General features: G+C 71.3%; 19 protein-coding genes and 2 pseudogenes. 6 read left to right on the top strand and 15 right to left on the bottom strand.

Translation table 11 applies throughout. From position 1 onward, the window contains the following. The first annotated feature begins 60 nt into the window (after window positions 1-60). Together OHA64_RS39305 and OHA64_RS39300 are read left to right on the top strand one after the other, a co-directional pair. Window positions 61-924, top strand: a complete 864-nt coding sequence (locus OHA64_RS39305; protein WP_405621594.1) for a helix-turn-helix domain-containing protein — start codon at window positions 61-63, stop codon at window positions 922-924. Window positions 925-1142: 218 nt separating this feature from the next. Continuing rightward, entirely contained in the window at window positions 1143-1658 is a 516-nt protein-coding gene (locus tag OHA64_RS39300; RefSeq protein WP_405621591.1) for a nitrate reductase molybdenum cofactor assembly chaperone, read from the top strand. Window positions 1659-1693: 35 nt separating this feature from the next. On the opposite strand, the gene dnaK is transcribed toward OHA64_RS39300, so the two are convergent. From dnaK to OHA64_RS39270, 6 genes are all read right to left on the bottom strand, one after another. Beyond that, window positions 1694-3571: a molecular chaperone DnaK gene (dnaK, locus tag OHA64_RS39295; RefSeq protein ID WP_405621588.1), complete on the bottom strand. Its 1878-nt coding sequence runs from the start codon at window positions 3569-3571 to the stop codon at window positions 1694-1696. 103 nt (window positions 3572-3674) lie between these two features. After that, window positions 3675-4433 carry a glycerophosphodiester phosphodiesterase family protein gene (locus tag OHA64_RS39290; protein ID WP_405621585.1) on the bottom strand — a complete coding sequence of 253 codons (759 nt, stop codon included), beginning with the start codon at window positions 4431-4433 and terminating at the stop codon, window positions 3675-3677. A 7-nt stretch (window positions 4434-4440) separates the two neighbouring features. Beyond that, window positions 4441-5829: a hypothetical protein gene (locus OHA64_RS39285; RefSeq protein WP_405621583.1), complete on the bottom strand. Its 1389-nt coding sequence runs from the start codon at window positions 5827-5829 to the stop codon at window positions 4441-4443. Window positions 5830-6014: 185 nt separating this feature from the next. After that, window positions 6015-6443, bottom strand: coding sequence for an OsmC family protein (locus OHA64_RS39280; protein WP_405621580.1), 429 nt, complete (start codon window positions 6441-6443; stop codon window positions 6015-6017). A 103-nt stretch (window positions 6444-6546) separates the two neighbouring features. Further along, entirely contained in the window at window positions 6547-8649 is a 2103-nt protein-coding gene (locus tag OHA64_RS39275; protein WP_405621578.1) for a phage holin family protein, read from the bottom strand. An 85-nt stretch (window positions 8650-8734) separates the two neighbouring features. Continuing rightward, window positions 8735-9166 carry a hypothetical protein gene (locus OHA64_RS39270; RefSeq protein ID WP_405621575.1) on the bottom strand — a complete coding sequence of 144 codons (432 nt, stop codon included), beginning with the start codon at window positions 9164-9166 and terminating at the stop codon, window positions 8735-8737. Window positions 9167-9251: 85 nt separating this feature from the next. On the opposite strand from OHA64_RS39270, the gene OHA64_RS39265 reads away from it, so the two are divergent. Together OHA64_RS39265 and OHA64_RS39260 are read left to right on the top strand one after the other, a co-directional pair. Beyond that, the gene (locus OHA64_RS39265; RefSeq protein ID WP_405621572.1) at window positions 9252-10025 is read left to right on the top strand and encodes an MBL fold metallo-hydrolase; all 774 of its coding nucleotides are present in this window, start codon (window positions 9252-9254) and stop codon (window positions 10023-10025) included. After that, window positions 10022-10648, top strand: coding sequence for a DedA family protein (locus tag OHA64_RS39260; RefSeq protein ID WP_405621570.1), 627 nt, complete (start codon window positions 10022-10024; stop codon window positions 10646-10648). Before OHA64_RS39265 ends, OHA64_RS39260 begins: the two co-directional genes overlap by 4 nt. Here the strand turns inward: OHA64_RS39260 and OHA64_RS39255 are convergent. The 4 genes from OHA64_RS39255 to OHA64_RS39240 all read right to left on the bottom strand — a co-directional run bounded on the left by OHA64_RS39255 (window position 10645) and on the right by OHA64_RS39240 (window position 15157). Then, window positions 10645-11721 carry an MBL fold metallo-hydrolase gene (locus OHA64_RS39255; RefSeq protein WP_405621567.1) on the bottom strand — a complete coding sequence of 359 codons (1077 nt, stop codon included), beginning with the start codon at window positions 11719-11721 and terminating at the stop codon, window positions 10645-10647. The two genes, OHA64_RS39260 and OHA64_RS39255, sit on opposite strands and share 4 nt — an antisense overlap. Further along, window positions 11718-12971 carry an aminotransferase class I/II-fold pyridoxal phosphate-dependent enzyme gene (locus tag OHA64_RS39250; protein WP_405621565.1) on the bottom strand — a complete coding sequence of 418 codons (1254 nt, stop codon included), beginning with the start codon at window positions 12969-12971 and terminating at the stop codon, window positions 11718-11720. Before OHA64_RS39250 ends, OHA64_RS39255 begins: the two co-directional genes overlap by 4 nt. A gap of 292 nt (window positions 12972-13263) precedes the next feature. Next, the gene (locus OHA64_RS39245; protein WP_405621562.1) at window positions 13264-14121 is read right to left on the bottom strand and encodes a hypothetical protein; all 858 of its coding nucleotides are present in this window, start codon (window positions 14119-14121) and stop codon (window positions 13264-13266) included. Window positions 14122-14350: 229 nt separating this feature from the next. Beyond that, window positions 14351-15157 carry an RNA polymerase sigma factor SigF gene (locus OHA64_RS39240; RefSeq protein WP_405621559.1) on the bottom strand — a complete coding sequence of 269 codons (807 nt, stop codon included), beginning with the start codon at window positions 15155-15157 and terminating at the stop codon, window positions 14351-14353. A gap of 248 nt (window positions 15158-15405) precedes the next feature. On the opposite strand from OHA64_RS39240, the gene OHA64_RS39235 reads away from it, so the two are divergent. Next, on the top strand, window positions 15406-17202 hold the full coding sequence (locus OHA64_RS39235) for a thiamine pyrophosphate-requiring protein (protein ID WP_405621557.1): 1797 nt from the start codon (window positions 15406-15408) through the stop codon (window positions 17200-17202). A 158-nt stretch (window positions 17203-17360) separates the two neighbouring features. Here OHA64_RS39235 and OHA64_RS39230 read toward each other — a convergent pair whose 3' ends face one another. Then, the gene (locus tag OHA64_RS39230; protein ID WP_405621556.1) at window positions 17361-18230 is read right to left on the bottom strand and encodes a LysR family transcriptional regulator; all 870 of its coding nucleotides are present in this window, start codon (window positions 18228-18230) and stop codon (window positions 17361-17363) included. 68 nt (window positions 18231-18298) lie between these two features. Here OHA64_RS39230 and OHA64_RS39225 point away from each other — a divergent pair, with 68 nt between their 5' ends. Continuing rightward, entirely contained in the window at window positions 18299-19210 is a 912-nt protein-coding gene (locus OHA64_RS39225) for an EamA family transporter (protein WP_405621554.1), read from the top strand. A gap of 159 nt (window positions 19211-19369) precedes the next feature. On the opposite strand, the pseudogene OHA64_RS39220 reads toward OHA64_RS39225, so the two are convergent. The 4 genes and pseudogenes from OHA64_RS39220 to OHA64_RS39205 all read right to left on the bottom strand — a co-directional run. Then, window positions 19370-19573, bottom strand: a pseudogene (locus OHA64_RS39220) (transposase); the annotation flags it as partial. Between the two features lie 1066 nt (window positions 19574-20639). Then, window positions 20640-20753, bottom strand: a pseudogene (locus OHA64_RS39215) (transposase); the annotation flags it as partial. Window positions 20754-21498: 745 nt separating this feature from the next. Beyond that, window positions 21499-22295, bottom strand: a protein-coding gene (locus tag OHA64_RS39210; RefSeq protein ID WP_405621551.1) for an IS5 family transposase whose coding sequence is annotated in 2 segments (ribosomal slippage) — window positions 21499-21968 and window positions 21968-22295 — 798 coding nt in all. Because the reading frame shifts where the segments join, the coding sequence is not laid out codon by codon here. A 231-nt stretch (window positions 22296-22526) separates the two neighbouring features. Beyond that, on the bottom strand, window positions 22527-23657 hold the full coding sequence (locus OHA64_RS39205) for an ABC transporter substrate-binding protein (RefSeq protein ID WP_405624299.1): 1131 nt from the start codon (window positions 23655-23657) through the stop codon (window positions 22527-22529). Window positions 23658-23854: the final 197 nt, after the last annotated feature.

The following is a 23854-nucleotide window of genomic DNA, read 5'->3' as shown; positions in this document are numbered from 1 at the left end:
AGACAGGAAGCGGAACATGACACACTGCATCCGGACTTCGACGCGCAGGGGAGGCGTTGCGTGAGTGAGCGGCGTCCTGCTCCCACCGTGGGCCAGGTGGTGCTCGGCAGACGCCTGCGGGAACTGCGGGAAGCGGCCGGCCTCAAACGCGAGGAGGCCGCGCAGGTGCTGCGGGTGGCCCCCGCGACCGTACGGCGGATGGAGATGGCCGACGTCGCGCTGAAGATCCCGTACGTGCAGGTCCTGTTGGAGACGTACGGCGTCGCCGAGGACGAGGCGGCCGCGTTCGTGGCGCTGACCGAGGAGGCCAACCAGCCCGGCTGGTGGCAGCGGTTCCATGACGTGCTGCCGGAGTGGTTCAGCATGTACGTGAGCCTGGAGGGCGCCGCCGGGATCATCCGCTCCTACGAGCCGCACTTCGTGCCGGGTCTGCTGCAGACCGAGGACTACGCGCGCGCCGTGCTGGAGGCCGGGACGATCGGGCAGACGGGGCCGGGGACGATCGACCGGCATGTGTCGCTGCGGATGGCCCGGCAGGGGCTGCTGGAGCGGCCGAACCCGCCGCACCTGTGGGTGATCATGGACGAGACGGTGCTGCGCCGGCCGGTGAGCATCCATGGCGAGGTCATGCGCGACCAGCTGGACAAGCTCGTGCGGCTCGCCGACAGCGACCGGGTCACCCTTCAGGTCGCGGAGTTCGAGGAGGGCCCGCACCCGGGCACGTACGCGCCGTTCACCCTCTTCCGCTTCGCCGAGCCGGAACTGCCCGACATGGTCTTCACCGAGTACCTCACCGGCGCCCTCTACCTGGACTCCCGCAAAGAGGTCGCCACGCATCTGGAGGTCCTGGACCACATGTCGACGCGGGCGGCGTCGGCGGAGCGCACGAAGCAGCTTCTCAGGGAACGCCGCGAGGACTTCTGACGCCGCGCGAGCGGCCCGCCCACGCGCCCGCACGCCCGCACGCCCTGACCCGTACGGGTGCCGTCAGCAGGTGCGCTCCCCCGCCCCGCCCTATGTTCGAAGCAGCCCGATCCAGCAAGGGAGCGCGGGACCGACTCCAGGACACCGCCCACGCCGCCTACGCCGCTCGTCCACCTGCCGCGCCGGCGGCGGACCGCGGACGACGTCAAGGAGGCCTGATGCCCTCGGACGCTGTGCTGTATCAGGCGGCGGCACTGTGCCTGACCTATCCGGACGACGACCTCCGGGCCCGGCTGCCGCTGTTGCGCGAAGCGGCCCCGCAGCTGCGGGAGTTCACCGACCACGCGGCGGTGACTCCGGCGCCGGAACTGGCCGCGCACTACGGCCGCGTCTTCGGCGTCCTCGGCGGCCTCGACATGAGGAACCCGCACAGCCTGTACCTGACCTGGTGGCGGGACGAGGGCACCTGGCGGCGCGGCATGGCGCTGGACCGTTTCAGGGAGGTCTTCCGGGAACACGGCCTGGAGTTCGCCGGCGAGGAACTGCCCGACTTCCTGCCCTCGGTACTGGAGTTCACGGCCCGCACCGGCGACACCGGCCTGCTCACCGAGCACCGAGGCGGCCTGGAGCGACTGCGCGCCCGGCTCACCGCCTTCGGCACGCCGTACGCGGCCGTCCTGAACGCCGTGTGCGCCGCGTTGCCGACCACGCCCACCGGGACGACGCCCCCCTGACGCGAGGTCGCCGTCCGCACCCCGTCGGACAGGTCTCAGGCCTCGCCGCCGCCCTTGCGGCCCTGGTCCCTCTCGTCGTCGACGATCTCCGCGTCGACCACGCCCTCGTCGTCCTGCGATGAGGTGTGCGGGCCGTCTGCGGTGCCCTCCGTCGGGGTCTGCTGGGCCTGGGCGTACATGGCCTGGCCCATCTTCTGACTGACGGAGGCGAGTTTCTCGACGCCCGTGCGCAGCGCGTCGGTGTCGGCGTCGCCGTCCAGGAGCTGCCTGACGTCGGCGACCGCCGACTCGACCTCGGTCCGGGTGTCGGCGGGGACCTTGTCCTCGTTCTCACGGACGAACTTCTCGGTCTGGTAGACGAGTTGTTCGGCCTGGTTGCGGGTCTCCGCCGCCTCCCGGCGGCCGCGGTCCTCCTCGGCGTACTGCTCCGCCTCGCGCATCATGCGGTCGATGTCGTCCTTGGGGAGGGCGGAGCCGCCGGTGACGGTCATCTTCTGTTCGCGGCCGGTGGCGAGGTCCTTCGCGGAGACGTGCATGATCCCGTTCGCGTCGATGTCGAAGGCGACCTCGACCTGCGGGACGCCGCGCGGGGCGGGAGGCAGGCCGGTGAGGTCGAAGACGCCGAGCTTCTTGTTGTACGCGGCGATCTCGCGTTCGCCCTGGTAGACCTGGATGCCCACCGAGGGCTGGTTGTCGGCGGCGGTGGTGAAGATCTCCGAGCGGCGGGTGGGGATCGTGGTGTTGCGTTCGATGAGCTTCGTCATGATGCCGCCCTTGGTCTCGATGCCCAGGGACAGCGGGGTGACGTCGAGAAGCAGGACGTCCTTCACGTCGCCGCGGATGACACCGGCCTGGAGGACCGCGCCGACGGCGACGACCTCGTCGGGGTTGACGCCCTTGTGCGGGTCCTTGCCGGTGAGCTCCCTGACCAGGTCGGTGACGGCGGGCATCCGGGTCGAGCCGCCGACGAGGATGACGTGGTGGATCGCGGCGAGCTTGATGCCGGCGTCCTTGACCGCCTGGTGGAAGGGGGTCTTGCAGCGGTCGAGGAGGTCGGCGGTGAGCTCCTGGAACTGGGCGCGGGTCAGCTTCTCGTCGAGGTGCAGCGGGCCCTCGGCGGAGGCGGTGATGTAGGGCAGGTTGATCGTCGTCTCGGAGGAGCTGGACAATTCGATCTTGGCCTTCTCGGCGCCCTCGCGCAGTCGCTGCAGGGCCATCTTGTCGTTGCCCAGATCGACGCCGGTCTGCCCCTTGAAGCGTTTGACGAGGTGCTCGACGACCCGCTGGTCCCAGTCGTCCCCGCCGAGGTGCGTGTCGCCGTTCGTCGCCTTCACCTCGATGACCCCGTCGCCGATCTCCAGCAGCGACACGTCGAAGGTGCCGCCGCCGAGGTCGAAGACGAGGACCGTCTGCTCCTCGCCCCGGTCGAGGCCGTAGGCGAGGGCGGCGGCGGTCGGCTCGTTGATGATCCTGAGGACCTTCAGGCCGGCGATCTCCCCGGCCTCCTTGGTGGCCTGCCGCTGGCTGTCGTCGAAGTACGCCGGCACGGTGACCACGGCGTCGGTGACGTCCTCGCCGAGGTAGGACTCGGCGTCCCGCTTCAGCTTCTGCAGCACCCGCGCGGACAGTTCCTGCGCCCGGTAGCGGGTGCCGTCGATCGAGCCCTCCTGCGGAAACCGCCAGTTCGAGTCGCCCATGTACCGCTTGACCGAGCGGGCGGTGCGTTCCACGTTCGTCACGGCCTGCCGTTTGGCGACCTCCCCGACGAGCACCTCACCGTTCTTGGCGAAGGCCACCACAGACGGTGTGGTCCTGGCGCCCTCCGCGTTGGCGACGACCATGGGTTCGCCGCCTTCCAGCACGGCCACCACCGAGTTCGTGGTCCCGAGATCGATTCCGACCGCACGTCCCATCGCTGTTCCCTTCCGCCGCACCAGGGAGCCTCCGCACTCCAGCAGAAAACCTGAGTGCGCCCTTGTCAATGGGTGGCTTCTGTCAAGGGACAGATACCCCGGATCAGGAGGACGGGTACCCAGCCGGGCGCTCGTCGTGCCGTCCGCCGCGCAGGGCGAGGGCGCGCCGAGGGCGGTCGGTGACCAGGACGTCGACCCGCGGGTCGGCCAGAAACGCCCGCATCGGCAAGTCCTCGTTGATCGTCCACACCATGCTGAACAGGCCGTGCCGGGCCGCCTCGCGCAGGACACCCGCGCGGGCCAGCCGGTGGTGCACGGCGACCCCGGCGGCTCCGCAGGCACGGACCCGCCGCATGGGCAGCAGCTCGCTCAGCCGGGTGGCCGCGAGGCGGGCCGGAGCGATCTCCCTCCGGTCGCGGCCCAGCGACAGGGCCGTGCGCACCTGGGGGAAGCCGCGCGCGATGGCGGCGACGGAACGATCCTCCAGAGTGGTGGCGACGAAGCCGTCGGTACCGAGCAGGGCGATCGCGCGGTCGATCACGGTGCGCTCGTACCCGACCTCCTTGAGGTCCAGGTGCCCGGCCAGTTTCCCGGCGATCAAGGACATGATGTCCTCCACGACCGGCACGGCGTATCCGGCCCGCTCGCAGAGCTCGGCGTGCGTGATCGTCGACAGGGGCGGGCCGACGGGCCCGACCCGGGCGTCGTGGTAGACGACGAGAACACCGTCCGCGGTACGGCGGATGTCGAACTCCACGTACTCGGCGCCGGAGCGGATCGCGTCCTCGTACGCCTCCCGGGTGGCGGCGCCGGCGTGTTCGGATCCGCCTCGGTGTGCGGACACGGCGGGTCGTCGCGACATCGGCGGGTCAGCTCCCGGACGGGGATCGGGGCGCGGGCACCGGGGCGGGCCGGCCGTCGGACGGGGACAGGAGGGAGCCGGAACGTCTGCTGACCCTCCGGAGCAGGACGTATCCGATCACGCCGAGGACCACGAAGGGAAGCCAGGCCAGCGCGTACGCGGTGCCGTAGGTGTCGAGGTCGAGGATGGAGCGGTCGGCGTGCACGTTCGTGCCGTTGACCCCGAAGTACGTCAGCAGCAGGGTCGGCGGCAGCGCGATCAGGGTGGCCGCGGCGACCAGGCCGGAGACGGTCCGGTCACGGCGGTCGTCGCGCTCGGCGAGTTCCGCGTCGAGGGCGGCGGAGCGGGCGCTGATGACGGAGGTCAGCCGCTCGACCATGCGCGCGGAGTTCTCCAGGCTGTCGCGGATGCCGAGGGTGTCGCGCAGGGAGGACTGGAAGGCCTCCATCAGCATCTCCGGGATCAGCAGGCTGTCCACGTACGCCTCGACGCCGAAGGCCAGGTCCAGCTGGAGTTCGTTCACCCCGGCCGACAGCCGGGAGATGAGGGAGCGGACCTCGTACGGTGAGTCCGTCATGGGGGCCCGCTCGTTGGCGCGCATGGTCTCGAAGGCGGCGAGCCGGGTGCGCTGGAGCACCGCGAGGGCGGAGACCATGCCCACGGCGACCAGGATCAGGCCGTTCTCGACGTGCGGGGCCCAGCCGGCCTGGACGGAGACGCCGCGGCCGTGCGCGGAGAGCGTGACGCCCTGGTTCCTGAGGTTGGGCGGCAGGGTGTCCTCGGCGTCGGACGTGCGATGCGCGGGCAGCCGGCCGCGGTAGACGATGTCGTTCAGCAGGGCGGGCCTGCGGGTGGCGTCGGCGAGGTCCGCGCTCAGCAGGTCACGCAGCAACCGCCCGCCGGGAAAGACGAGTTGGTGGACGTTCTGGCCGTAGGTGAGGGGGGTCGGCAGGGCGAGCCGTTCGTTGACCACGTCCAGCAGCGACCGGTCGCCGAGCCGGATGCGCCGGCGGTCGAAGCAGGTGTCCGCCAGCCAGGCGGCGAGGGCGTCGGGCGCGGTGTCCGCGGCGAAGCCGCAGTCCACGACGAGGGTCACATCGCCGCGCGGGGTGGCGAGGACCAGGAGTTCGGCGGCGGCGAGGGCGAGGCCGTGGTCGCCGTCCGGCGGCCGCAGCTCGTCGGGGGCCAGGTGCACGGTGAGGATCGGCACGGGCAGGACCGCTTCGCTGGACCTCAGATGGGGTTCGAAACGGCCGAAGTCCAGCCGGTCGACCAGCACGCCGGACGCGGTGCCGCGCGGGCGGGCCCGGCCGTCGAGGCTGAACAGCAGGACCGCGCGGGTGAGTTCACGGGTCGCGGAGTCGAGCACCGTCGTCCCGCTGGAGGTTCCCGCCACCGCTCAGTCCTTCCAACGCCCCGTCCGTCCACCGCCGTCAGCTACTTACCCGGGCCGGTGTCCGTGAACCGGCCGGGCACGTCCACCGGTCGAAGCACCGACCATCCGAAGCACCCACCAGTCGGCGCATCCGCCGGACGACCCCGGCGTGGGGCGTCCGGCGGATGTCCCGTCCGGGGTGCCGGTCAGGCGAGCTTCGCCGACAGCGTGATCGGTACGGCCTTCAGGGCCTGACTGACCGGGCAGTTGACCTTGGCCTGCTCGGCGGCGGCGAGGAAGCCGTCCTCGTCGAGGCCCGGCACCGTGCCCTCGACGGTGAGGTGGATGCCGGTGATCCCCTCGCCGGGCTGGAAGGTGACGTCGGCGGACGTGACGAGCTTGGTGGGCGGGGTGCCGGCCCCGGCGAGGGCGTGCGAGAACGCCATGGAGAAGCAGCTGGAGTGGGCGGCCGCGATCAGCTCCTCGGGGCTGGTCTTGCCGTTCGCTTCCTGGGTGCGGGCAGCCCACGTCACCGGCTGTTCGTCGATGGCGCCGGAGGAGTCGAAGGTGACAACGCCGTTGCCCTCGAGCAGGTTGCCTTCCCAGACGGTGTGTGCGGAGCGCGTGGTGGCCACGGTCATTCCTTTCGTATGGTCCCGGTTACGGGATTACGGCACCATCCGATCACACTCCCGCTCAGCTCACGCGAAGGACCGGCCCACGCGCGCTGGCGTGCGGTCAGGCGGCCCGTCGTTCCTCGAGCTCGGTCAGCGGGACCTGGGGGCCGTTCGTCTCCTCGAGCCAGCGGCGCAGCACATGGTGGATGTGTTCGGCTCCGGCGAGGTCCGCGCCGTCCTCGACGGGCTCCGACAGGGCCAGCGGCGACAGCAGGAAGGCCTTGGCCTGGGCGCCGCCGAGACCACCGTGGGAGCCGATCTGCTCCTCGAAGGCGAGGACCTCGCCTTCGGACGGGTCGTACCAGGAGTTGACCATGATGTCGGCGGTGTGCGGGAAGGAGTGGGTACGGCGGACGGCGTCGGCGGCGCCGGGCCCGAAGTCGGCGAGCGGGCCGGGGTTCTCGTCGAGTGCGTCGAGCGGGATCTGCGCGCCGAACGGACCGAGGACGACCCCGCCGTGCTCCTCGCTGCGCACCAGCAGGAAGCCGATGCCGGGGTGGTTGGCGAGGGTCGTCAGCAGGGCGGGGTGGCGGGCGTCGATCTCCTCCTTGCTCATCCGGTGCGGCACGTCCGGGAAGGAGACCAGGCCCAGGTTGCCGGAGGCCAGCACGATGGGCTCCGAGCGGCGGCTGCTCGACGGCCGGTACTGCTCGGCGCCCTCCTCGACCGGCCGGCGCAGTGCCGCGCGCACGGCCGCGCGGGCCTCGGTGCCGCTGTGGGTGCGCCGCGCCCGGCGCGGCACGGGCAGTCCGCAGCCGGCCCGCACCAGGTCGCCGAGGGTAAGGCCGTAGCGGGTGCGGAAGGTCTCGCCGGGGCTCTGCCCGTGGTCGGACAGCACCACGATCCGGTACGGGCGAGGGGCGTGCTCGGCGACGTTCTGGATCAGGGCGAGGGAGCGGTCGAGGCGTTCGAGGACCTTCTCGGCGTCCCGGCTGACCGGCCCGGAGTGGTGGGCGACCTCGTCGTACGCGACGAGGTCGGCGTAGACGGCGGTGCGTCCGACGAGCATGTCGCCCGTCACGGCGGCCACGACGACATCGCGTTCGACGACGGTCGCGAAGGCGCGGACGAACGGGTAGAGGCCGCCGCGCCCCACCCGGGGCCGCACCTTGCGCGCGCGGGCCCGGCTGGACTGGCCGATCTCACGCCCGACCTCGGCGACGAAGGACATGGCCGTGCGCACCGCGTTGGCCGGGTCGGAGAAGTAGGCGAAGTAACCCGCCCTGGAACGGGTCTCGCGGCTGCGGCGGGCCGCTATCGACAGCACGAGGGCCTGCTCGTCGGCGCCGCCGGAGAACAGGTTGCCGCGGCTGGCCCCGTCGAGGGTGAGCAGTCCGGCGTCGCCGGTGGCCTCGACGGCGCGGCGCTGGAGTTCGGCGGCGCTGGTCGGGCGGTTGCAGACCATCACCTCCCCGCGGTCCTTCTCGTACCAGCGGAAGGCGGGGATGTCGTGGTTGCTGCCGTGCAGTATGCCGAGTTGGCTGGCGCCGGTCTGGCTGGACCAGTCGGTGCGCCACGGGGTGAGCCGATGGGTGGGTCCGCGTCCGGTACCGACGCCGACACCGATGCCGGTGGCGAGCCAGCGGGCGACGGTGGGCATCAGTCCCTTGTCGACGGCGTCGAGCAGCACGTCATGGCCGACCCCGTCGAGCTGGACGAAGACGGTGCCGGGAGCCGCGGGGCAGGCCGGGCCGGATCGGCGGCGGTCTGCGAGGCGGTACAGGCGGCGGCGGTAGGCGTCGTCGTCGCGGACGGCCAGCGCGGCGCCGGTCGCGGAGGCGACGGCGGACATCACGGCGGCCACCACGACCGCGGTCTCCGGTGCGGCGTCGCCCTGCTCGGTGGGGTTCAGCCGCAGCGCGAGCAGGAGCAGCGCGCCGTTGAGGAAGAACACGAGCAGTCCCAGCACGAGGGCGGGCACCATCAGCAGCAGCCGTACGAGAAGGGGCCAGACGAGAGCGGACAGGAGACCGAAGGCGCCGGCGCCGAACGCGGCGGTGACGGCGATACGGGTGGCGCTGTCGCCGTCTGCGGACTGGAGCCTGAAGTCCGGCAGGATGCCCGCCAGTACGAGCATCGTGAGGGTGGAGACCATCCACACCGCGATGCTTCGCCCGATCTGACTGGCAACCCGCCGCCAACGCCCTGATCGCACGCCCCGCACACCTCACGTCCCTGGCCCGTCGTCGGTGCGGGCCCTGAGCCAAGACTGTCATACGGTTTTCGCGGAGCGGGCGCCTCCGGCCGTGCTATCGCCCGTCGTACCCGGCCGTCGGCATCGACAGCCGCCGGTGCACCCGCGCCTTCATCTGGGCGTCGTACGAGGGTTCCGCGTGACCGACGATCTCCACCCGCACCCCGCGTCGGGCGCACTCGGCGGTGAACTCGTCCACCGACGCCAGCGCGCAGCGCAGCACCCGCATGCTCGGTGCGACGAACAGGTCACGGCCGGGCCGCACGCCCTCCCACAGGACGCCGTGGTCGGGGCGCAGTGCGCACACGAGGAGTTCGCGGGTGACGACGTGGCCTCGCTCGGCGGCCCAGCGGGCGCACATCGCGTGCTGGCTGCGGGAGTCCACCAGGAAGGGGTCGTCGTCGAGCTCCTCCAGGGGCGTCAGGCTCGCGATGGCGGTGACGCGCAGCGGTAAAGGCGTGCCGACGGCACCTCTTACCTGTCCCATGGAGTCCCCCCTCACCTCCGGGTTTCGCCGCCGACCCTACTCCTGCCCGTACCCTTCGGGGGAGTCGCGCGAAGGAGGCAAAGAGGTGCCGGTGGAGATCACCTGGTGGGGTCACGCCACCTGCACGGTCACGGACTCGAACATCCGCGTGCTCACCGACCCTTTGTTCACCAGGCGGCTGGCGCATCTGCGACGCCGTCGCGGCGCGCTGCCCCCGCCCGGCGCCTGGCGGGCCGACGTGGCGCTGGTCTCCCATCTGCACGCCGACCATCTGCACGTCCCGTCGCTGACGCGGCTCGCACCGGGCACGCGCCTGCTCGTACCCCGGGGCGCACCACGTGCGGTACCGGGGCTGCGCCGGCTCACCCATCTCCGGCTGAGTGAGGTGGCGCCCGGGGACCAGATCCGGGTCGGGGACCTGGTGGTGCGGGTCGTGCCGGCCCGGCACGACGGGCGGCGGCTGCCGCTCGGGCCGCACCGCTCCCCCGCGCTCGGCTATGTCGTCGAGGGCGAGGCCCGCACGTACTTCGCCGGGGACACCGGTCTCTTCGACGAGATGGCGAAGGAGGTCGGGCCGGTCGACGTGGCGCTGCTGCCGGTGGGCGGCTGGGGGCCGTACCTCGGCGAGGGGCATCTGGACGCGGGTCGGGCCGCGGAGGCACTGGCCCGCATCGCGCCGCGCTGCGCGGTGCCGGTGCACTACGGCACGTACTGGCCGATCGGGATGGACGCCGTGCGCCCGCACGAGTTCCACACGCCGGGCGACGAGTTCGTCCGGCTCGCGGCCGCGCACGCGCCGCGGGTGGCGGTGCACCGGCTCGGGCACGGGGAGAGCGTCCGGCTGGGGGGCGCCCGGTGAGCTGGCTCGCCGCGGTCCCGGCGGCCGTGCCGACCGCGTCCGCACAGCAGGCGCTCGGCTATCCGTCGCTGTTCCTGCTGGTGCTGATCGGGGCGCTGGTGCCGGTGGTGCCGACGGGGGCGCTGGTGAGTTCGGCGGCCGTGGTGGCCTTCCATCAGACCGCTCCGCTCACGCTGGCGCTGGTGTTCGTGACGGCGTCGACGGCCGCGTTCCTCGGTGACATGGCTCTGTACTGGCTGGGGCGGCGCGGCATGAAGTCGAAGAACGGCTCGCGCTGGCTGGAGGCGATCCGTTCGCGCGCGCCGGAGGAACGGCTCACGCAGGCTCAGGGCAAGCTCGCCGACCACGGGGTGGCGGTACTGGTGCTGTCCCGGCTGGTGCCGGCCGGCCGGATCCCGGTGATGCTGGCCTGCCTGATGGCCGAGTGGCCGATGCGGAGGTTCGCCCGGGGAAATCTGCCGGCGTGCCTGGCCTGGGCGGTGACGTATCAGGTGATCGGGATACTGGGGGGCTCGCTGTTCCGCGAGCCGTGGGAGGGCGTCGTCGCGGCGGTCGCGCTGACCGTGGTGATCAGCGCGGCGCCGAGCGTGTGGAAGAGGATCCGCCGACCCGCGAAGGCCTAGAGGATCCTTGACCCGCCCACCGGCAGGTCCCACAGGTTCTCCCGGGCCAGGCCCGCCTTCTGCCAGGCCGCCCGGACCCGGGCGAGCGGCTCCAGTACCGGTTCCGCCGACAGCACGAACGTCGCCCAGTGCATGGGCGCCATCCGCCGGGCCCCGAGGTCCTGTGCGGCGCGGACCGCCTCTTCCGGATCGCAGTGGACGTCACTGAGCCACCAGCGGGGGTCGTAGGCGCCGATCGGCAGCAGGGCGAGGTCGATGCCGGGATAGCGCTGTCCGATACGGGCGAACCAGTGGCCGTATCCGGTGTCGCCCGCGAAGTAGACACGGTGTCCGTCCGTGGCGGTGAGGACCCAGCCGCCCCACAGCGTGCGGCAGGTGTCGGTGAGGCTGCGCTTGGACCAGTGGTGCGCGGGGACGAAGTCGAAGCGGACGCCGTCCAGTTGGGCCGCCTCCCACCAGTCCAGCTCGGTGACGTTGGTGAACCGGCGCCGGTGGAACCAGCGGCCGAGTCCGGCGGGGACGAACACCGGGGTCTCGCGCGGGAGTCGGCGCAGCGTGGGCGCGTCCAGGTGGTCGTAGTGGTTGTGGCTGATGACGACCGCGTCGACGGGCGGCAGTTCGCTCCAGGCGACGCCGACCGGGGTGATGCGGGCCGGGGTTCCGAGGATGCGGCGGGACCAGACCGGGTCGGTGAGGACGGTCAGCCCGCCGATCTGGACGACCCAACTGGCGTGCCCCGCCCAGGAGACGGCGACCGTACGGGCGTCCACCCGGGGCGGCGGCCCCGGTTCGAAGGGCAGCCTGGGGATGTCGGCGAGGCCTTCGCGGCCGGGACGGATTGAGCCCTCGCGGGCGAAGCGGGCCATCGACTTGAGGCCGGGCAGCGGGGCGGTCAGCCGGTCGTGGAAGGTCCGCGGCCACACCCGGCGTTCGCCCAGCGGTCTGGGCGCGGCGAGCGGCGCGAAAGGAGGCGAAGGAGACGACGGCGGGGAAGACGGCGACGGAGGCGAGGCCGCCGGAGCGTCGGCTTCCCTGGTGGGCATGCTCGCGCTCGACTCGGACTGCTGCGTCATCGAGGAGACTCCCATCGCTGAGCGTCGTCGCGGAGATCGTCGAAGACCGATTCCAGAAGGGTCAACCCGCGGTGCACGTGTGGCAGTTCCAACGGCGAGTGGGCATCGAGGCATTCCGCGCGCTCCTGGTGCGTACCTCCGCCCAGCAGCGGACCGGTGGACAGTCGCACGCGCAGCGCCCCGAGGTCGTCGCCGAAGCGGTGGCCGCCGGGCGCGGGCATGCCGAGCCGGGCGGTGAGGAAGTCCTCCAGTTCCTGGGCGTCGCCCACGCCGTGCGCGCCGAGCGCCGGCCGCAGCGGGTCGAGGTCGACGTAGAGGTGACGGCCGGCCTGCGGGGGCCGGGCGACGGCTCCCGCGGTGACGACGACGGTGTGCGCGGCGGCGGCCACGCGCGCGTGCAGCCGTACGGCGGCTTTCAGGCGTGCGGTGACCGGTTCGGGTTCTTCGAGGGCGTACGCGGCCGCGGCGGCCACGGGTGTGGCGACGCGGGCGCCGAGCGCGGTGAGGATGTCGCGCACGCGCGCGTGGAGGCCGTCGCCGTTCGCCTCGCCCGCGGGGAAACGCGCGACGGCGGCCGGCCAGCCGGTCGGGAGCAGCGCGCCGGCCAGATCGGTGACGAGGGTGACCTGCTCGGGCAGCATCTCGGCCGGGCTGAGCAGCACGGTTGCGTGCGGGTCGTGCAGGGTGTCCCGCCAGGTCTCGTCACTGACCAGATGCAGGCCCTCGCCGACGGCGGCCTCCAGGGTCTCGTGCAGCAGTTCGGGCGGGGCGACGGTGGCGGTGGGGTCGTCGGCGACGGACAGCACGAGCAGCCGCGGGTCGCCGCCCTCCGCCCGGACCCGGCGCACGGTCTCCAGGAGGGCGTACGGGTCCGGGACACCGCCGCACTCGGCCGGGGTCGGCACATGGAAGACGGGGCGTCCCAGCAGACGGGCGTACGGCGCCCACCAGGCGGCGCACGGTCGCGGCACCAGGACGTCGCCGCCGAGCGCGGCGGTCAGCGCGAGCAGCAGGGCGGGGGCGCCGGGAGCGGCGACCACCCGGTCGGGGCCGGTGGACAGGCCGCGCCGGTCCCAGTAGCCGCGGGCGGCGGCCAGCAGGGCGGGCCCGCCGCCGACGGGCTCGCTGCCCGGGTGGTCGGCCGCGGCGGCGAGCACGGCGGACAGTTCGGGCAGCACGGGCAGCCCGTCCTCGGGAATCGGCGGGCCGAAACGGACGGGTCCGTGGCCTTCCGGTTCCGTCCGCGGCATCCGTACCTCCGTATGGGGCCCGATGGGGTCTGCCGGGCCGGTGGGGCTGCTCGTCTCGTCCGTGGGTCGTGGCCGGCGTGGCCGCCGGCTCGTGGGGTGGGTCGTGTGGGGCGGGTCGTGCCCTCGGGCTGTGAGTACCCAGGGTGGCGCGGTGCAATGGGCGCCGATGCGGGTTGCGCGGATCACACGAGGGAGGGTCAGCCGTCGGGGGTTTCGGCTCGGCGTCGGGGGCGTTGGGGGCGTCAGCTCGGCGTCGGCGTAGAAGGTCAGTCGTCGGTGGCGGCGGAAAGGGTCAGTCGTCGGTGGCGGGCTCCTTGCGGCGCAGGCGGTGGACGGCGGCGCCGAGCGCGCCCGCGATCAGCAGACCGCCGGCGACCAGCGCGGGCGGGGAGTCGGTGAAGGCGCCGCCCTCACCCGCCCGCACCCCGTGCTGGACGGCGCCGTGACAGGGGTCGGTCTGCGACTGTGCCTCGGTGCAGGGGCGGGCGCCGCCGCAGGAGCTGCCGTACGACTCGGTGCACGGCGTGCCGCTCCCCCGGTTCACGGTGAACGGGGCGCTCCATTTCTTGCCGTGTCCGCCGGGCGCCGTCGGACAGGTGCCGTCCACGGTCCACGGGGATTCCTTGCCGGCGGCGTCCGCGCCGTCCTCGACGCTCGCGTCGGGGGCGATACGGGCGGTGCCTTTGTAGGCGGGCCCGGCCGCCTCGTCGTTGCCGGAGACCAGTCCCAGTTGGACGCTGCCCGAGTCGACGGCCTGCGAGGTGGCGGTGATCGACTCGGGCGGGGAGCCGCCGGTCGGATCGCAGGAGACGGACACGGTGACGTTGCCGCCCGGGGACACGCTGCTCGGGCTGACCTCCGCGGCCGTCCCGGCGAACGACTCGGCGACCGGTCCCTCGACCGGCTCTTCGGCCGGCTGCTCCTCGCCCGACTCCGCGACCGGCTGCTCCGCGGCCAGTTCCTCGGTCGGCTGCTCCTCGACCGGTTCCTCGGCCGGCTGCTCAGCGACCGGTTCCTCGGCCGGCTGCTCAGCGACCGGCTGCTCCGCGGCCGGTCCCGCTGTCGGTTCGGCAAAGGCGACCGGCACGGCGAGGCCGATGACGGCACCGGCCAGGACGGCGGCGGACAGGGCACGTGCGCTGCGGCGCATGGGGTGTACTCCTTCGGCCGACTGCGGGGACACGGCGGTCGTGCCCCCGCAGCCATCACAGCCCGCCCACCGCCGGGCCGCGCGCGGCCGGCCACCATTCGCGGGACGCGGACCGCCGAGCGGGTGACACGAGGAGCGCCCTCGGACGACCAGCGCCACCGGCCGAGCAGACGCCTCGGGCTACTCGGCGGGACCGTGCAGGGCCGAGATCATCGAAGCAGGCGAAGCGCTACCGGTCGGCGTCCTTCATCACCTGTTGGCGCACCCGCCCGCAGCACCGGCTGATCAGCCGGGACACGTGCATCTGCGAGATGCCCAGCTGCTCGGCGATCCGGCTCTGGGTCATGTCGTCGAAGAAACGCATGTACAGGATCGCCCGCTCACGCTCGGGCAACACGGCGAGCCGGTGCTTCACGGCCTCCCGGTCGACCACCATGTCCAGGGCCGGGTCGGGCGAGCCCAGCGCGTCGCCGAGCGAGTACCCGTCCTCGCTGCCGGGTAGCTCCGCGTCCAGGGACAGCGCGGTGAAGCTCTCCAGGGCTTCCATGCCGACACGGACGTCCTCCTCGCTCATGTCCGCGTGCTCGGCGATCTCCGCGACGGTGGGCCGACGCCCGGAGACGGTCTGGGCCAGGTCCTGGCCGGCCACGCGGACCCGGTTGCGCAGGTCCTGAACCCGGCGCGGCACGTGCAGGGTCCACATGTGGTCGCGGAAGTGCCGCTTGATCTCGCCCGTGATGGTGGGGACGGCGTAGCTCTCGAAGGCGTTGCCACGCTCGGGGGCGTAGCGGTCGACGGCCTTGACCAGGCCGAGGGCCGCGACCTGACGGAGGTCGTCGAGGTTCTCGCCGCGGTTGCGGAAGCGGCCGGCGATGCGGTTGGCCATGGGCAGCCACGCCTCGACGATCTCGTCACGGAGGGTGTCGCGCCGCGGCCCGGGAGGAAGCTCGGCGAGCTCACGGAAGGCGGTCGTCGTGTCGGGTGCGTCGTGGTGCGGGTGGTGCGGGTGGTGCTTCGCGCTCACATGAGTGGGCATACGCGTCGCAACTCCCTGGGTTGCCGGTGGTGGAACGGTCACCGTGGGAGCGCGTCCGGGGTTCGGGCAGGCGCGTCCGGGGCTGACGAGCGGCCACTCCCACGGACGTGCCTCCGGTCCGAAGCACTGGGGCTGCGCCTGCCCCCGGCCCCCGGCGGCAAACACCGGGCAGGTTTTCCGCGGGCGGGCAGGGTGACTCGTAAGGCTGCTGCGTGTGTCGCCCATCTCTATGTCCGGGAGGTCCGTACATGAGCATCAAGGTCTCCGACCATGTCCTCCAGCGGCTGCGCGAGTGGGGTGTGGAGCAAGTCTTCGGCTATCCCGGCGACGGCATCAACGGCCTGCTCGCCGCCTGGGGGCGCGCCGACAACCAGCCCCGTTTCGTCCAGTCCCGGCATGAGGAGATGTCCGCGTTCCAGGCGGTCGGGTACGCCAAGTTCAGCGGTCGTCTCGGCGTGTGCGCGGCGACCTCGGGGCCGGGTGCGATCCATCTGCTCAACGGGCTGTACGACGCCAAGCTGGACCACGTGCCGGTGCTGGCGATCGTCGGACAGACGCACCGCACCGCGATGGGCGGCTCGTACCAGCAGGAGGTGGACCTGCACACGCTGTACAAGGACGTCGCCTCCGACTTCGTGGAGACGGTGACGGTGCCCGAGCAGCTGCCGAACGTGCTGGACCGGGCGATCCGCACCGCGTACGCGCGCCGGTGCCCGACGGCGGTCATCATCCCCGGCGACGTGCAGGAGCTCGACTACTCGGCGCCCACCCACGAGTTCAAGATGGTGCCCTCCAGCCTGGACCGCAGTTCCTGGACGGCGGTTCCGGCCGAGGACTCCCTGCGCCGGGCCGCCGAGATCCTGAACGCCGGCGACAAGGTCGCGATCCTGGTCGGCCAGGGCGCGGCCGGCGCGCGGGCCGAGGTGGAACGCGTCGCGGAGATGCTCGGCGCGGGCGTGGCGAAGGCGCTGCTCGGCAAGGACGCCGTGAGCGACGAACTCCCGTACGTCACCGGATCGATCGGCCTGCTCGGCACCCGCCCGTCGTACGAGCTGATGCGGGACTGCGACACCCTGCTGACCATCGGGTCCTCCTTCCCGTACACCCAGTTCCTGCCGGAGTTCGGCAAGGCGCGGGGCGTGCAGATCGACATCGACCCGCACATGGTCGGGATGCGGTACCCCTACGAGGTGAATCTCGTCGGCGACGCGCAGGCGACCCTTCAGCGGCTGATCCCGATGCTGGACGCCGAGCGGGGCGAACGCGACTGGTACGAGACGGTGTGCGACAACGTGACGCGCTGGCGCGGCGTGATGGAGGGCCGGGCCCAGCAGTCGGCGGACCCGATCAACCCGGAGTACGTGGCGCACGTCCTGGATGCGCTGCTGCCGTCCGACGCGATCGTCAGCTCCGACTCGGGGTCGACGGCGAACTGGTACGCGCGGCACCTGACGATGCGGCCCGGGATGCGCGGCTCGCTGTCCGGGACGCTGGCGACGATGGGCTGCGCTGTGCCGTACGCCATCGGAGCGAAGTTCGCGCACCCCGACCGGCCGGCGATCGCGCTGGTCGGCGACGGCGCGATGCAGATGAACGGGATGGCGGAGCTGATCACGGCGGCCAAGTACCGCGACCTGTGGGAGGACCCGCGGCTGATCGTCGCGGTCTGGAACAACCAGGACCTCAACCAGGTGACGTGGGAGATGCGGGCCATGGAGGGCGCTCCGTCCTTCCTGCCCTCGCAGCAGCTGCCGGACGTGCAGTACGCGGCCTTCGCCCGTTCGCTGGGTCTGACCGGGATCCGGGTCGAGAAGCCGGAGGACGTCGAGGCGGGCTGGCGGGCCGGTCTGGAGGCGGACGGTCCCGCGGTGATCGAGTTCCTCACCGACCCGGCCGTGCCGCCGATCCCGCCGCACGCCACCTGGGACCAGATGGAGGCCACGGCCGCCTCCGTCCTCAAGGGCGACGCTGACCGCGGGTCCATGGTCAAGCAGGGACTCAAGGCGAAGGTGCAGGAGTTCCTGCCGGGGCGGGAGAAGAAGTGACGGAAGGTGTGTTGAACCGCAGCGAGTAGTTCAGTTGCGCACGAAACAGTTCAGTGGGTAGTTCAGTAGCGCACTGAACTGTTCAGTGCTGGCCGTCGATTCTGTCCCGTCGCATCGAACCGTGGCCTGCCGCACCGATCTGTGCACCGAGCTTGCGTTCAGGCGTCTTCGCGGTAGAGGTCAGTGAGCAGGGCGACGGCGGCGTGGGTGGCCGGGTGGGGGTCCTGTCGGCCCCAGATGAGGTGGACGGGGACAGGGACAGCGTCGCGCAGGGGGCGATAAGTGATGCCGTCGCGGCGGTACTGGGCGACGGTGGCCTGCGGGGTGACGCCGACAGAGCGGCCGGCGGCAATGGTGGCGAGCCAGTCGTCGACGTCGCGGGTGTACTCCACGGCGGGGCGGGCGTCTTCGGGCCACAGTTCCAAGGTGGTGGTGCCGGTTCGGCGGTCCACCACTAGGGTGCGCTCGCGGATCTCCGCCAGGCGGATGCTGCGACGTCTGGTCCATGGGTCGTCGGAGGCGAGGGCGACGTAGCGGCGTTCGTGGCCCACGAGGGCGTGGGCGTAGCGGCGGGTGTCGACGGGGGTGCGGAGGACGGCCAGGTCGCACAGTCCCTCGGCGAGGCCGCCGGTGGGGGTGTTGTGGCGGATCAGGTGGAGTTCGATGTTGGGGTAGCGGTCGTGCCAGCGGCGCTGGAACTCGGCAGTGTGGCGGCCCATCGCGGACCAGGCGTGGCCGATGTGCAGCCGGGTGTGGCCGGTGGTGGCCTGGTGGACCAGTTCGTCGGCGTCGGCCAGGAGATTCCGGGCGCGGGCGAGAACCTGCACGCCTGCGGTGGTGGGGGTGACAGTGCGGCTGGTGCGGTGCAGCAGTCGCACGCCGAGGATGCGCTCCAGTGCGAGCAGTGTGCGGGAGATCGCGGCCTGGGAGACGCCCAGCTCGATCGCGGCGTCGGTGAAGCTGCCGGTGTCGACGATCTCGACCAGGCAACGCAGGTGCCGCAGCTCCAGTTCCGTACGACCATCCATACGTCCAGCGTATAGCTGGGGGTTCGGATGCATTTTGCGTATGCGTCGGTCTGGCGGATGGTCGTGCCATGACGCTCGAAGCTCGCGCAGAGACTTCGGCCGCCGCGGCGCAGTCGTCGTCGCCCCGGTGGTCCGGGGCGGCGCTGATGATGGGCAGCGGCCTGTCCAACCAGGTCGGAGCATCAATAGCCGCGCTCGCCTTCCCGGTGCTGGGGCCGGCGGGAGTGGTGGCGGTGCGCCAGTGGGTGGCCGCCGTGGTGCTGCTGAGCGCCGGCCGGCCGAACCTGCGTTCATTCACCGCCGCGCAGTGGCGTCCGGTCCTTGGCCTTGCCGCGGTGTTCGCGACCATGAACCTCACGCTGTATGCGGCGATCGACCGGATCGGGCTCGGCTTGGCGGTCACTCTGGAGTTCCTCGGCCCGCTCGCTGTGGCGCTGGCAAGCTCTCGCCGGCGTATCGATCTGGCCTGTGCTCTCGCCGCCGCGGTGGGCGTGGTGGTCCTCACCCGCCCCCGGCCCAGCACGGACTATCTCGGCATCGGCCTGGCCCTGATCGCCGCCGTCTGCTGGGGCTGTTACATCTTGCTCAACCGCACCGTGGGCGAGCGCCTGCCCGGGCTGCAGGGATCGGCCGCCGCCGCGGCCGTCTCCGGCCTGCTCTACCTGCCCCTCGGCGCTGCGGTCCTGTGGCTCCACCAGCCCACCGTCGGCGCCCTGCTGTGCGCGCTGGCTGCCGGTGTGCTGTCCTCCGCAGTGCCGTTTCTCGCCGACCTGCTCGCGCTGCGCCGGGTCCCCGCCCGCTTCTTCGGGATCTTCATGAGCGTCAACCCGGTGTTCGCCGCTCTGATCGGCATGCTCGTCCTCGACCAGCACCTCGGTGTGGCATCGTGCCTGGCCATCACCGTGATTGTCACCGCCAACGCCGTCTCCGTGGGCACCGCCGCCAGCCACTCGAAGAAGCAGACCAACCTCTTGCGGTGAACCCGTGTCGACGCCCGCGCCTCGGTGTGCGCCTTTGTCGAGGCGGGCAAGGTGGCTGACGCGGGTGCGGTCGAGCGGGTGGCCGTTCCACCAGGCATCGAGGCGGATGAGGTTGAGCGCAACGGCGGAGAGGACGTGCTCCAGGTGGGTCTTCTGGAGGCCGAGGTAGCGGGCACGTCTCATCCCGGTGACCGCGACGGCCTGGTGGATGGTTCCCTCGATGCCCGCGCGGGTTGCGTACTTGGCTCGCCGCTGCTCGTCGCCCTGCTGGAGGCGGGCATGGTCGAGGACTTCTTGCACCTCGCGGGGTTGCAGGGAAAGGGTCCAGCCGCCGGTCTTCGAGCGGGTGCACTGGTCGCGCACCGGGCAGGGGCGGCATGTCTCCTTGTCGAATTTGATGACGATGGCCTTGGTCGCGCAGGGGGGCGGGGCTCCACCAGGTGCTGGTGTCCCCGCGTGGGCAGGTGGCCTGCCGCTTGTCCCAGTTGATGGTGAACGCGGTGCGGTCGAATCCGGCGCCGGCACGCGCCTGGGGTGAGCTGTTCATCAGGACCGGGGTGACCAGCGTGATCCCGAAGTTCTTCTTGATGCCCACGATCAACTCGGCGGAGGCGTAACCGGAGTCGAGGAAGTGCTCGGCGGGCAGGAGATCGCGTGCGGCGAGCATGTGATGGACCGGTTCGGTCATTTCCGCGTCGGTCACTGTGGCGTCGGTGGTCGCGATGCCAGTGATCAAGCGCGGCGGCGGTCCGTCGGCTCCGGGGATCGTCGCCTGGCCGCCGGAAGCCGAGTCCTGGTCATCAGTTTCGTCGCAGGACTCACTGATGTGGATCTTGTAGCCGGTCCACCAGGAGCCCTGTTTGAGGCCGTAGCGCGCGTCCGTGTCGTATGGAGAGGCCAGCCGCAGTCTGCCGGGCGGGAGGTCTTTGCTCTCCCGCCGCTTCACCTCCGTCCCGGCCTCGGTCACGGCTCGGTGGTAGTTCTGCACCCATATCGTGCGCAGGACCTGCACCGCCGGGAGCTCACGCAGCCAGGCCGGCGCGTTTGGGGCGTGCACCACCTCCAGCAGCGCGAACCCGTCCCGGCCGTAGACCAGGGCAATCTCCTCGCGCTTGCTCGTGGAAGCCGGCGGATGCCAGGAGTGAATCCGTGGGCCATAGCGTTCGGCCCATTCCCGAACGGGCACCGCCTGGGTCAGCCAGTCCGGGGCCGCGCAGGCAAGCGTCTCCAGCGCGGCCCGCAGCGTCTCCCCGGCCAGCTCCAGCCTGTTCAGATCGCGTACTGCCGCCAGCACGCGGGTGGAGTCAGTGCGCTGCCTGCCTCCCGCCTTCACCAGGCCCCGGTCCTTGAGCGCGGTCAGCAGCAGGTCGAGCACCTTCTCCTCCATCCCGTGCTCGACCAACCGCGTGCGGAACTCGGACAGCACCGATGCGTCGAACCCGGGATCATCCAGCTCAAGGCCGAGCGCGCATTTCAGGTCCATGCCGTACCGCACCCGATGCGCTGCCGCCCGGTCGGTGAGGTTCTCGGCGAACTGCAACACCGTCACCAGCGCGAGCTGGCCTGGTGACCAGCCTGGCCGTCCTCTGGCTTCGAACGCCTCGGCAAACTCGGCGTCCCGAACAACTCGCCCAGCTCGTCACGGACCCGCATCGCCAACGGGTACGGGCCCCGTACCGCCACCGCCCGCGCCACCTGCGCGGTCAGCTCAGGCACCTTCGGCCACGGCCTCGGCTGCATTGACATTCCACACCCCACCCGCGACCGGGAACGCCAAATCGGCCGCTGCTGTCCTGACCAACGAGCCGTCAGCCCCGCTGGGCACGGAATTAGCCAGCAGGATCGTCAGCGGACATCACCCCTGGTGGGGCGCACAAACTCAACATCACGCCCCCACCAGCTTCCGCTGCGTGAGATGGTCGTGCCCATACGAAAAGGTGGAGCGATCTCACTCCCCGCCTGTCAGTAGTGATCGCCATCACGGGGATATGACCAACCCGAAACTGACCACCGGCAGCATTTGGCGGCTCCACCCACGCTCGGCGGCTCCGGCAAGCACGACCAGAAGACTCCCAGCACGCCAAATTCAGCTGTTCGGCGGTGAGCTCCACTCGGCCGGCTTGGGGGGCGTATCCGAACATGCGTGTGGACCGGTTGAGGTACCCGGACTTTGATGGGTACTGGAAGTAGAGGATCTGCCCGCACACGGAAGCTACACCCCGCCTCGCGAGCAGGCGGAGACTCTCCTCAATCACTGGACTGTCAGCTGTCGGCGCTAACTGATCGTTTCAGAATGCGATTCGGAGTCGTCTCAAGCAGATGATGCTGCAGGCGAGTTGGAGGAGTCCGAGGTGGAGGTCGGCGCGTATCTCGTAGCGGATGCGGAGTCGCTTGAACTGGTGGAGCCAGGCAAAGGTCCGCTCGACGACCCAGCGGGTCTTCCCCAGCCCGGAGCCGTGCGGGGTGCCTTTCCGGGCGAACTTCGGGGTGATGCCGCGGGCCCGGACAAGACGACGGTACTTGTCGTAGTCGTAGCCGCGGTCGGCGAACAGTCGGCTTGGTCGGTGACGTGGCCGACCTCGAACACCGCGGATGCGGGGTATCGCGTCCAGCAGGGGCATCAGCTGAGTGACATCGTGACGATTCCCGCTGGTCAGCGCGACGACCAGCGGAGTGCCGTGCCGGTCGACGATCAAATGGTGCTTGCTGCCGGGCCGGGCCCGGTCGACCGGCGAAGGTCCGGTGTGATCCCCCCTTTGAGCGCCCGGACGTGCGAGCCGTCGATCGCAGCGTCGTCCATGTCCAGCAGACCCGCGGCCAGCAGCACCTCATGCAGCTGCGGCCAGACGCCGGCCTCGGTCCAGTCCCGCAGACGCCGCCAGGCCGTCACCCCGCTGCAGCCGACCTGTTCCGCCGGAACGTCCCGCCAGCTCACGCCCTTGCACAACACGTAGACGATGCCCCGCAGGGCAGCCCGGTCATCTGCAGGCAACCGCCCGGGATACCGGCGCCGCCTGGGCGGACGAGCAGGCAATAACGGGGCCACACGTTCCCACAGGTCATCAGGCACAAGATCAGCAGACACCCAACAAATCCTGCCGACACAACACCCAACTGCCAAGCCCCACAATGAACTTCATTCTGAAACGATCAGTAACTCGACGATGGCCAGCGGGGGTCGCTGGAACCAGGACCCCGTACCTGGTGAGCGCGAGCTATGGCCAGCGTACGGCGCGCCCGCGTCGCTGCTGGCTGCGATCCGACCACGCCGTGTGACAGGCCGTCGAATCCGCCACGTACGGGGCCTGATGGAGGGTCAGGCGCCCGGGTGCAGGCCGGGCCAGCCCGGTGTCGGGTCGCCCTTGACCTCGCCGAAGTAGAGGGCGAAGGTCTGCTTCAGCCGCTCGACCTGGGCCCGGTCCTCCATGAAGCGAGGGAACCCGTCCACGTTGGCGTTCGGATACTCCCAGATCGGCTTGAGGCCGGTGGGCGGCGCGATGTCCGTGCGCACGGACCAGCTGTTGGAGGTCTGACGCTCGGTGGACAGCTGCCAGTTGAGGTAGAGCTTGGCCGCCGTGGGGTTGGCGGCCTGTTTCAGGATCGCGATTCGCTGTCCCCACGCCATGAACGGGTGCCCGTCGGTCATCATCCAGCGGTTCGGGCTGGTGGCGAGCGGGTTGCCACCCGCGCCGACGCCGATGATCTTCTCCTTGCTGGCGACTGCGGTGCCGGGGGAGAAGGTGCCGCGGGCGAACTGCGGCTGCTGGGCGGCGAAGTCGGCCACCCAGTCCCAGCCGTAGGTCTCGGCGTAGAGGGCGAAGAGGTAGAGCACCGCGTCGTCGTCGTGCGGGTAGGAGGAGGCGATGGCGCCCTTCCAGCGCGGGTCGACCAGGTCCAGGGGCGTCTGCGGCGCGTCGGCCCCGGCCGCCGCTACGTCGTACAGGTAGCTGAAGGCGATGACCATGCCGGCCACCCAGGCGCCGTCCGGGTCCTTGAACTTCTTGTGGAGCTTGCTGAAGCCGGCGGGCTTGTAGTGCAGCAGCCGCCCCTGGCGCTTCCAGCGGGTGAAGTCGTGCAGCGTCTGCAACTGCACCACGTCGGGTACCAGGGTGTCGGTCGCGAACTGGTTGTCCACGCGAACGTCGTGGTACTTGCTGTAGTCCACGATGAGGTTGAGGTCGATCTGCGGGAATCGCTGGCGGAAGGCGGTCCGGGCGGCGGCACCGCTGCCCGAGTTGGCGAGGTCGCCGCCTGCGTAGATCACGAGCTTGCCGCCTTCGGCGATGGCGGCCTGGTACAGCTCGTCGAGGGTCTTGGTCTCCTCGGCGCCGGCGCCGTGTGCGGCTGTGGCCGAGGCGGGGGACGCGGTAGTGCCGAGCGTGCCGAGGCCGAGCGCGGCGCCCGCTCCGGTAGCTAGGAGTCGTCGTCGACTGGGAAGGCTGGTCACTGGGGTAACCCTTTCTGCGTGGGGGCAGGGGTGTTCCTGGTGCACGGGCGACGGACCGCCTCGGCCGGGAGGGTGGGAACGGGAGCAGCGAAGCCGGTGGTCTCGTACGGTCTGCGCCTCAGACCGGCGGTGAGGCTTGCCGGAGTCGAGGAGGTCGGAGGCGAGCCGGTGGCCGTCGGCGGGGGTGAGCCCGGCGT

Origin of the sequence: Streptomyces sp. NBC_00076, assembly GCF_045041235.1 — a bacterium.
Classification (GTDB): Bacteria; Actinomycetota; Actinomycetes; order Streptomycetales; family Streptomycetaceae; genus Streptomyces.
The sequence above is the reverse complement of the archived record's forward strand: the minus strand, read 5'-3'. Positions and strand labels throughout refer to the sequence as shown.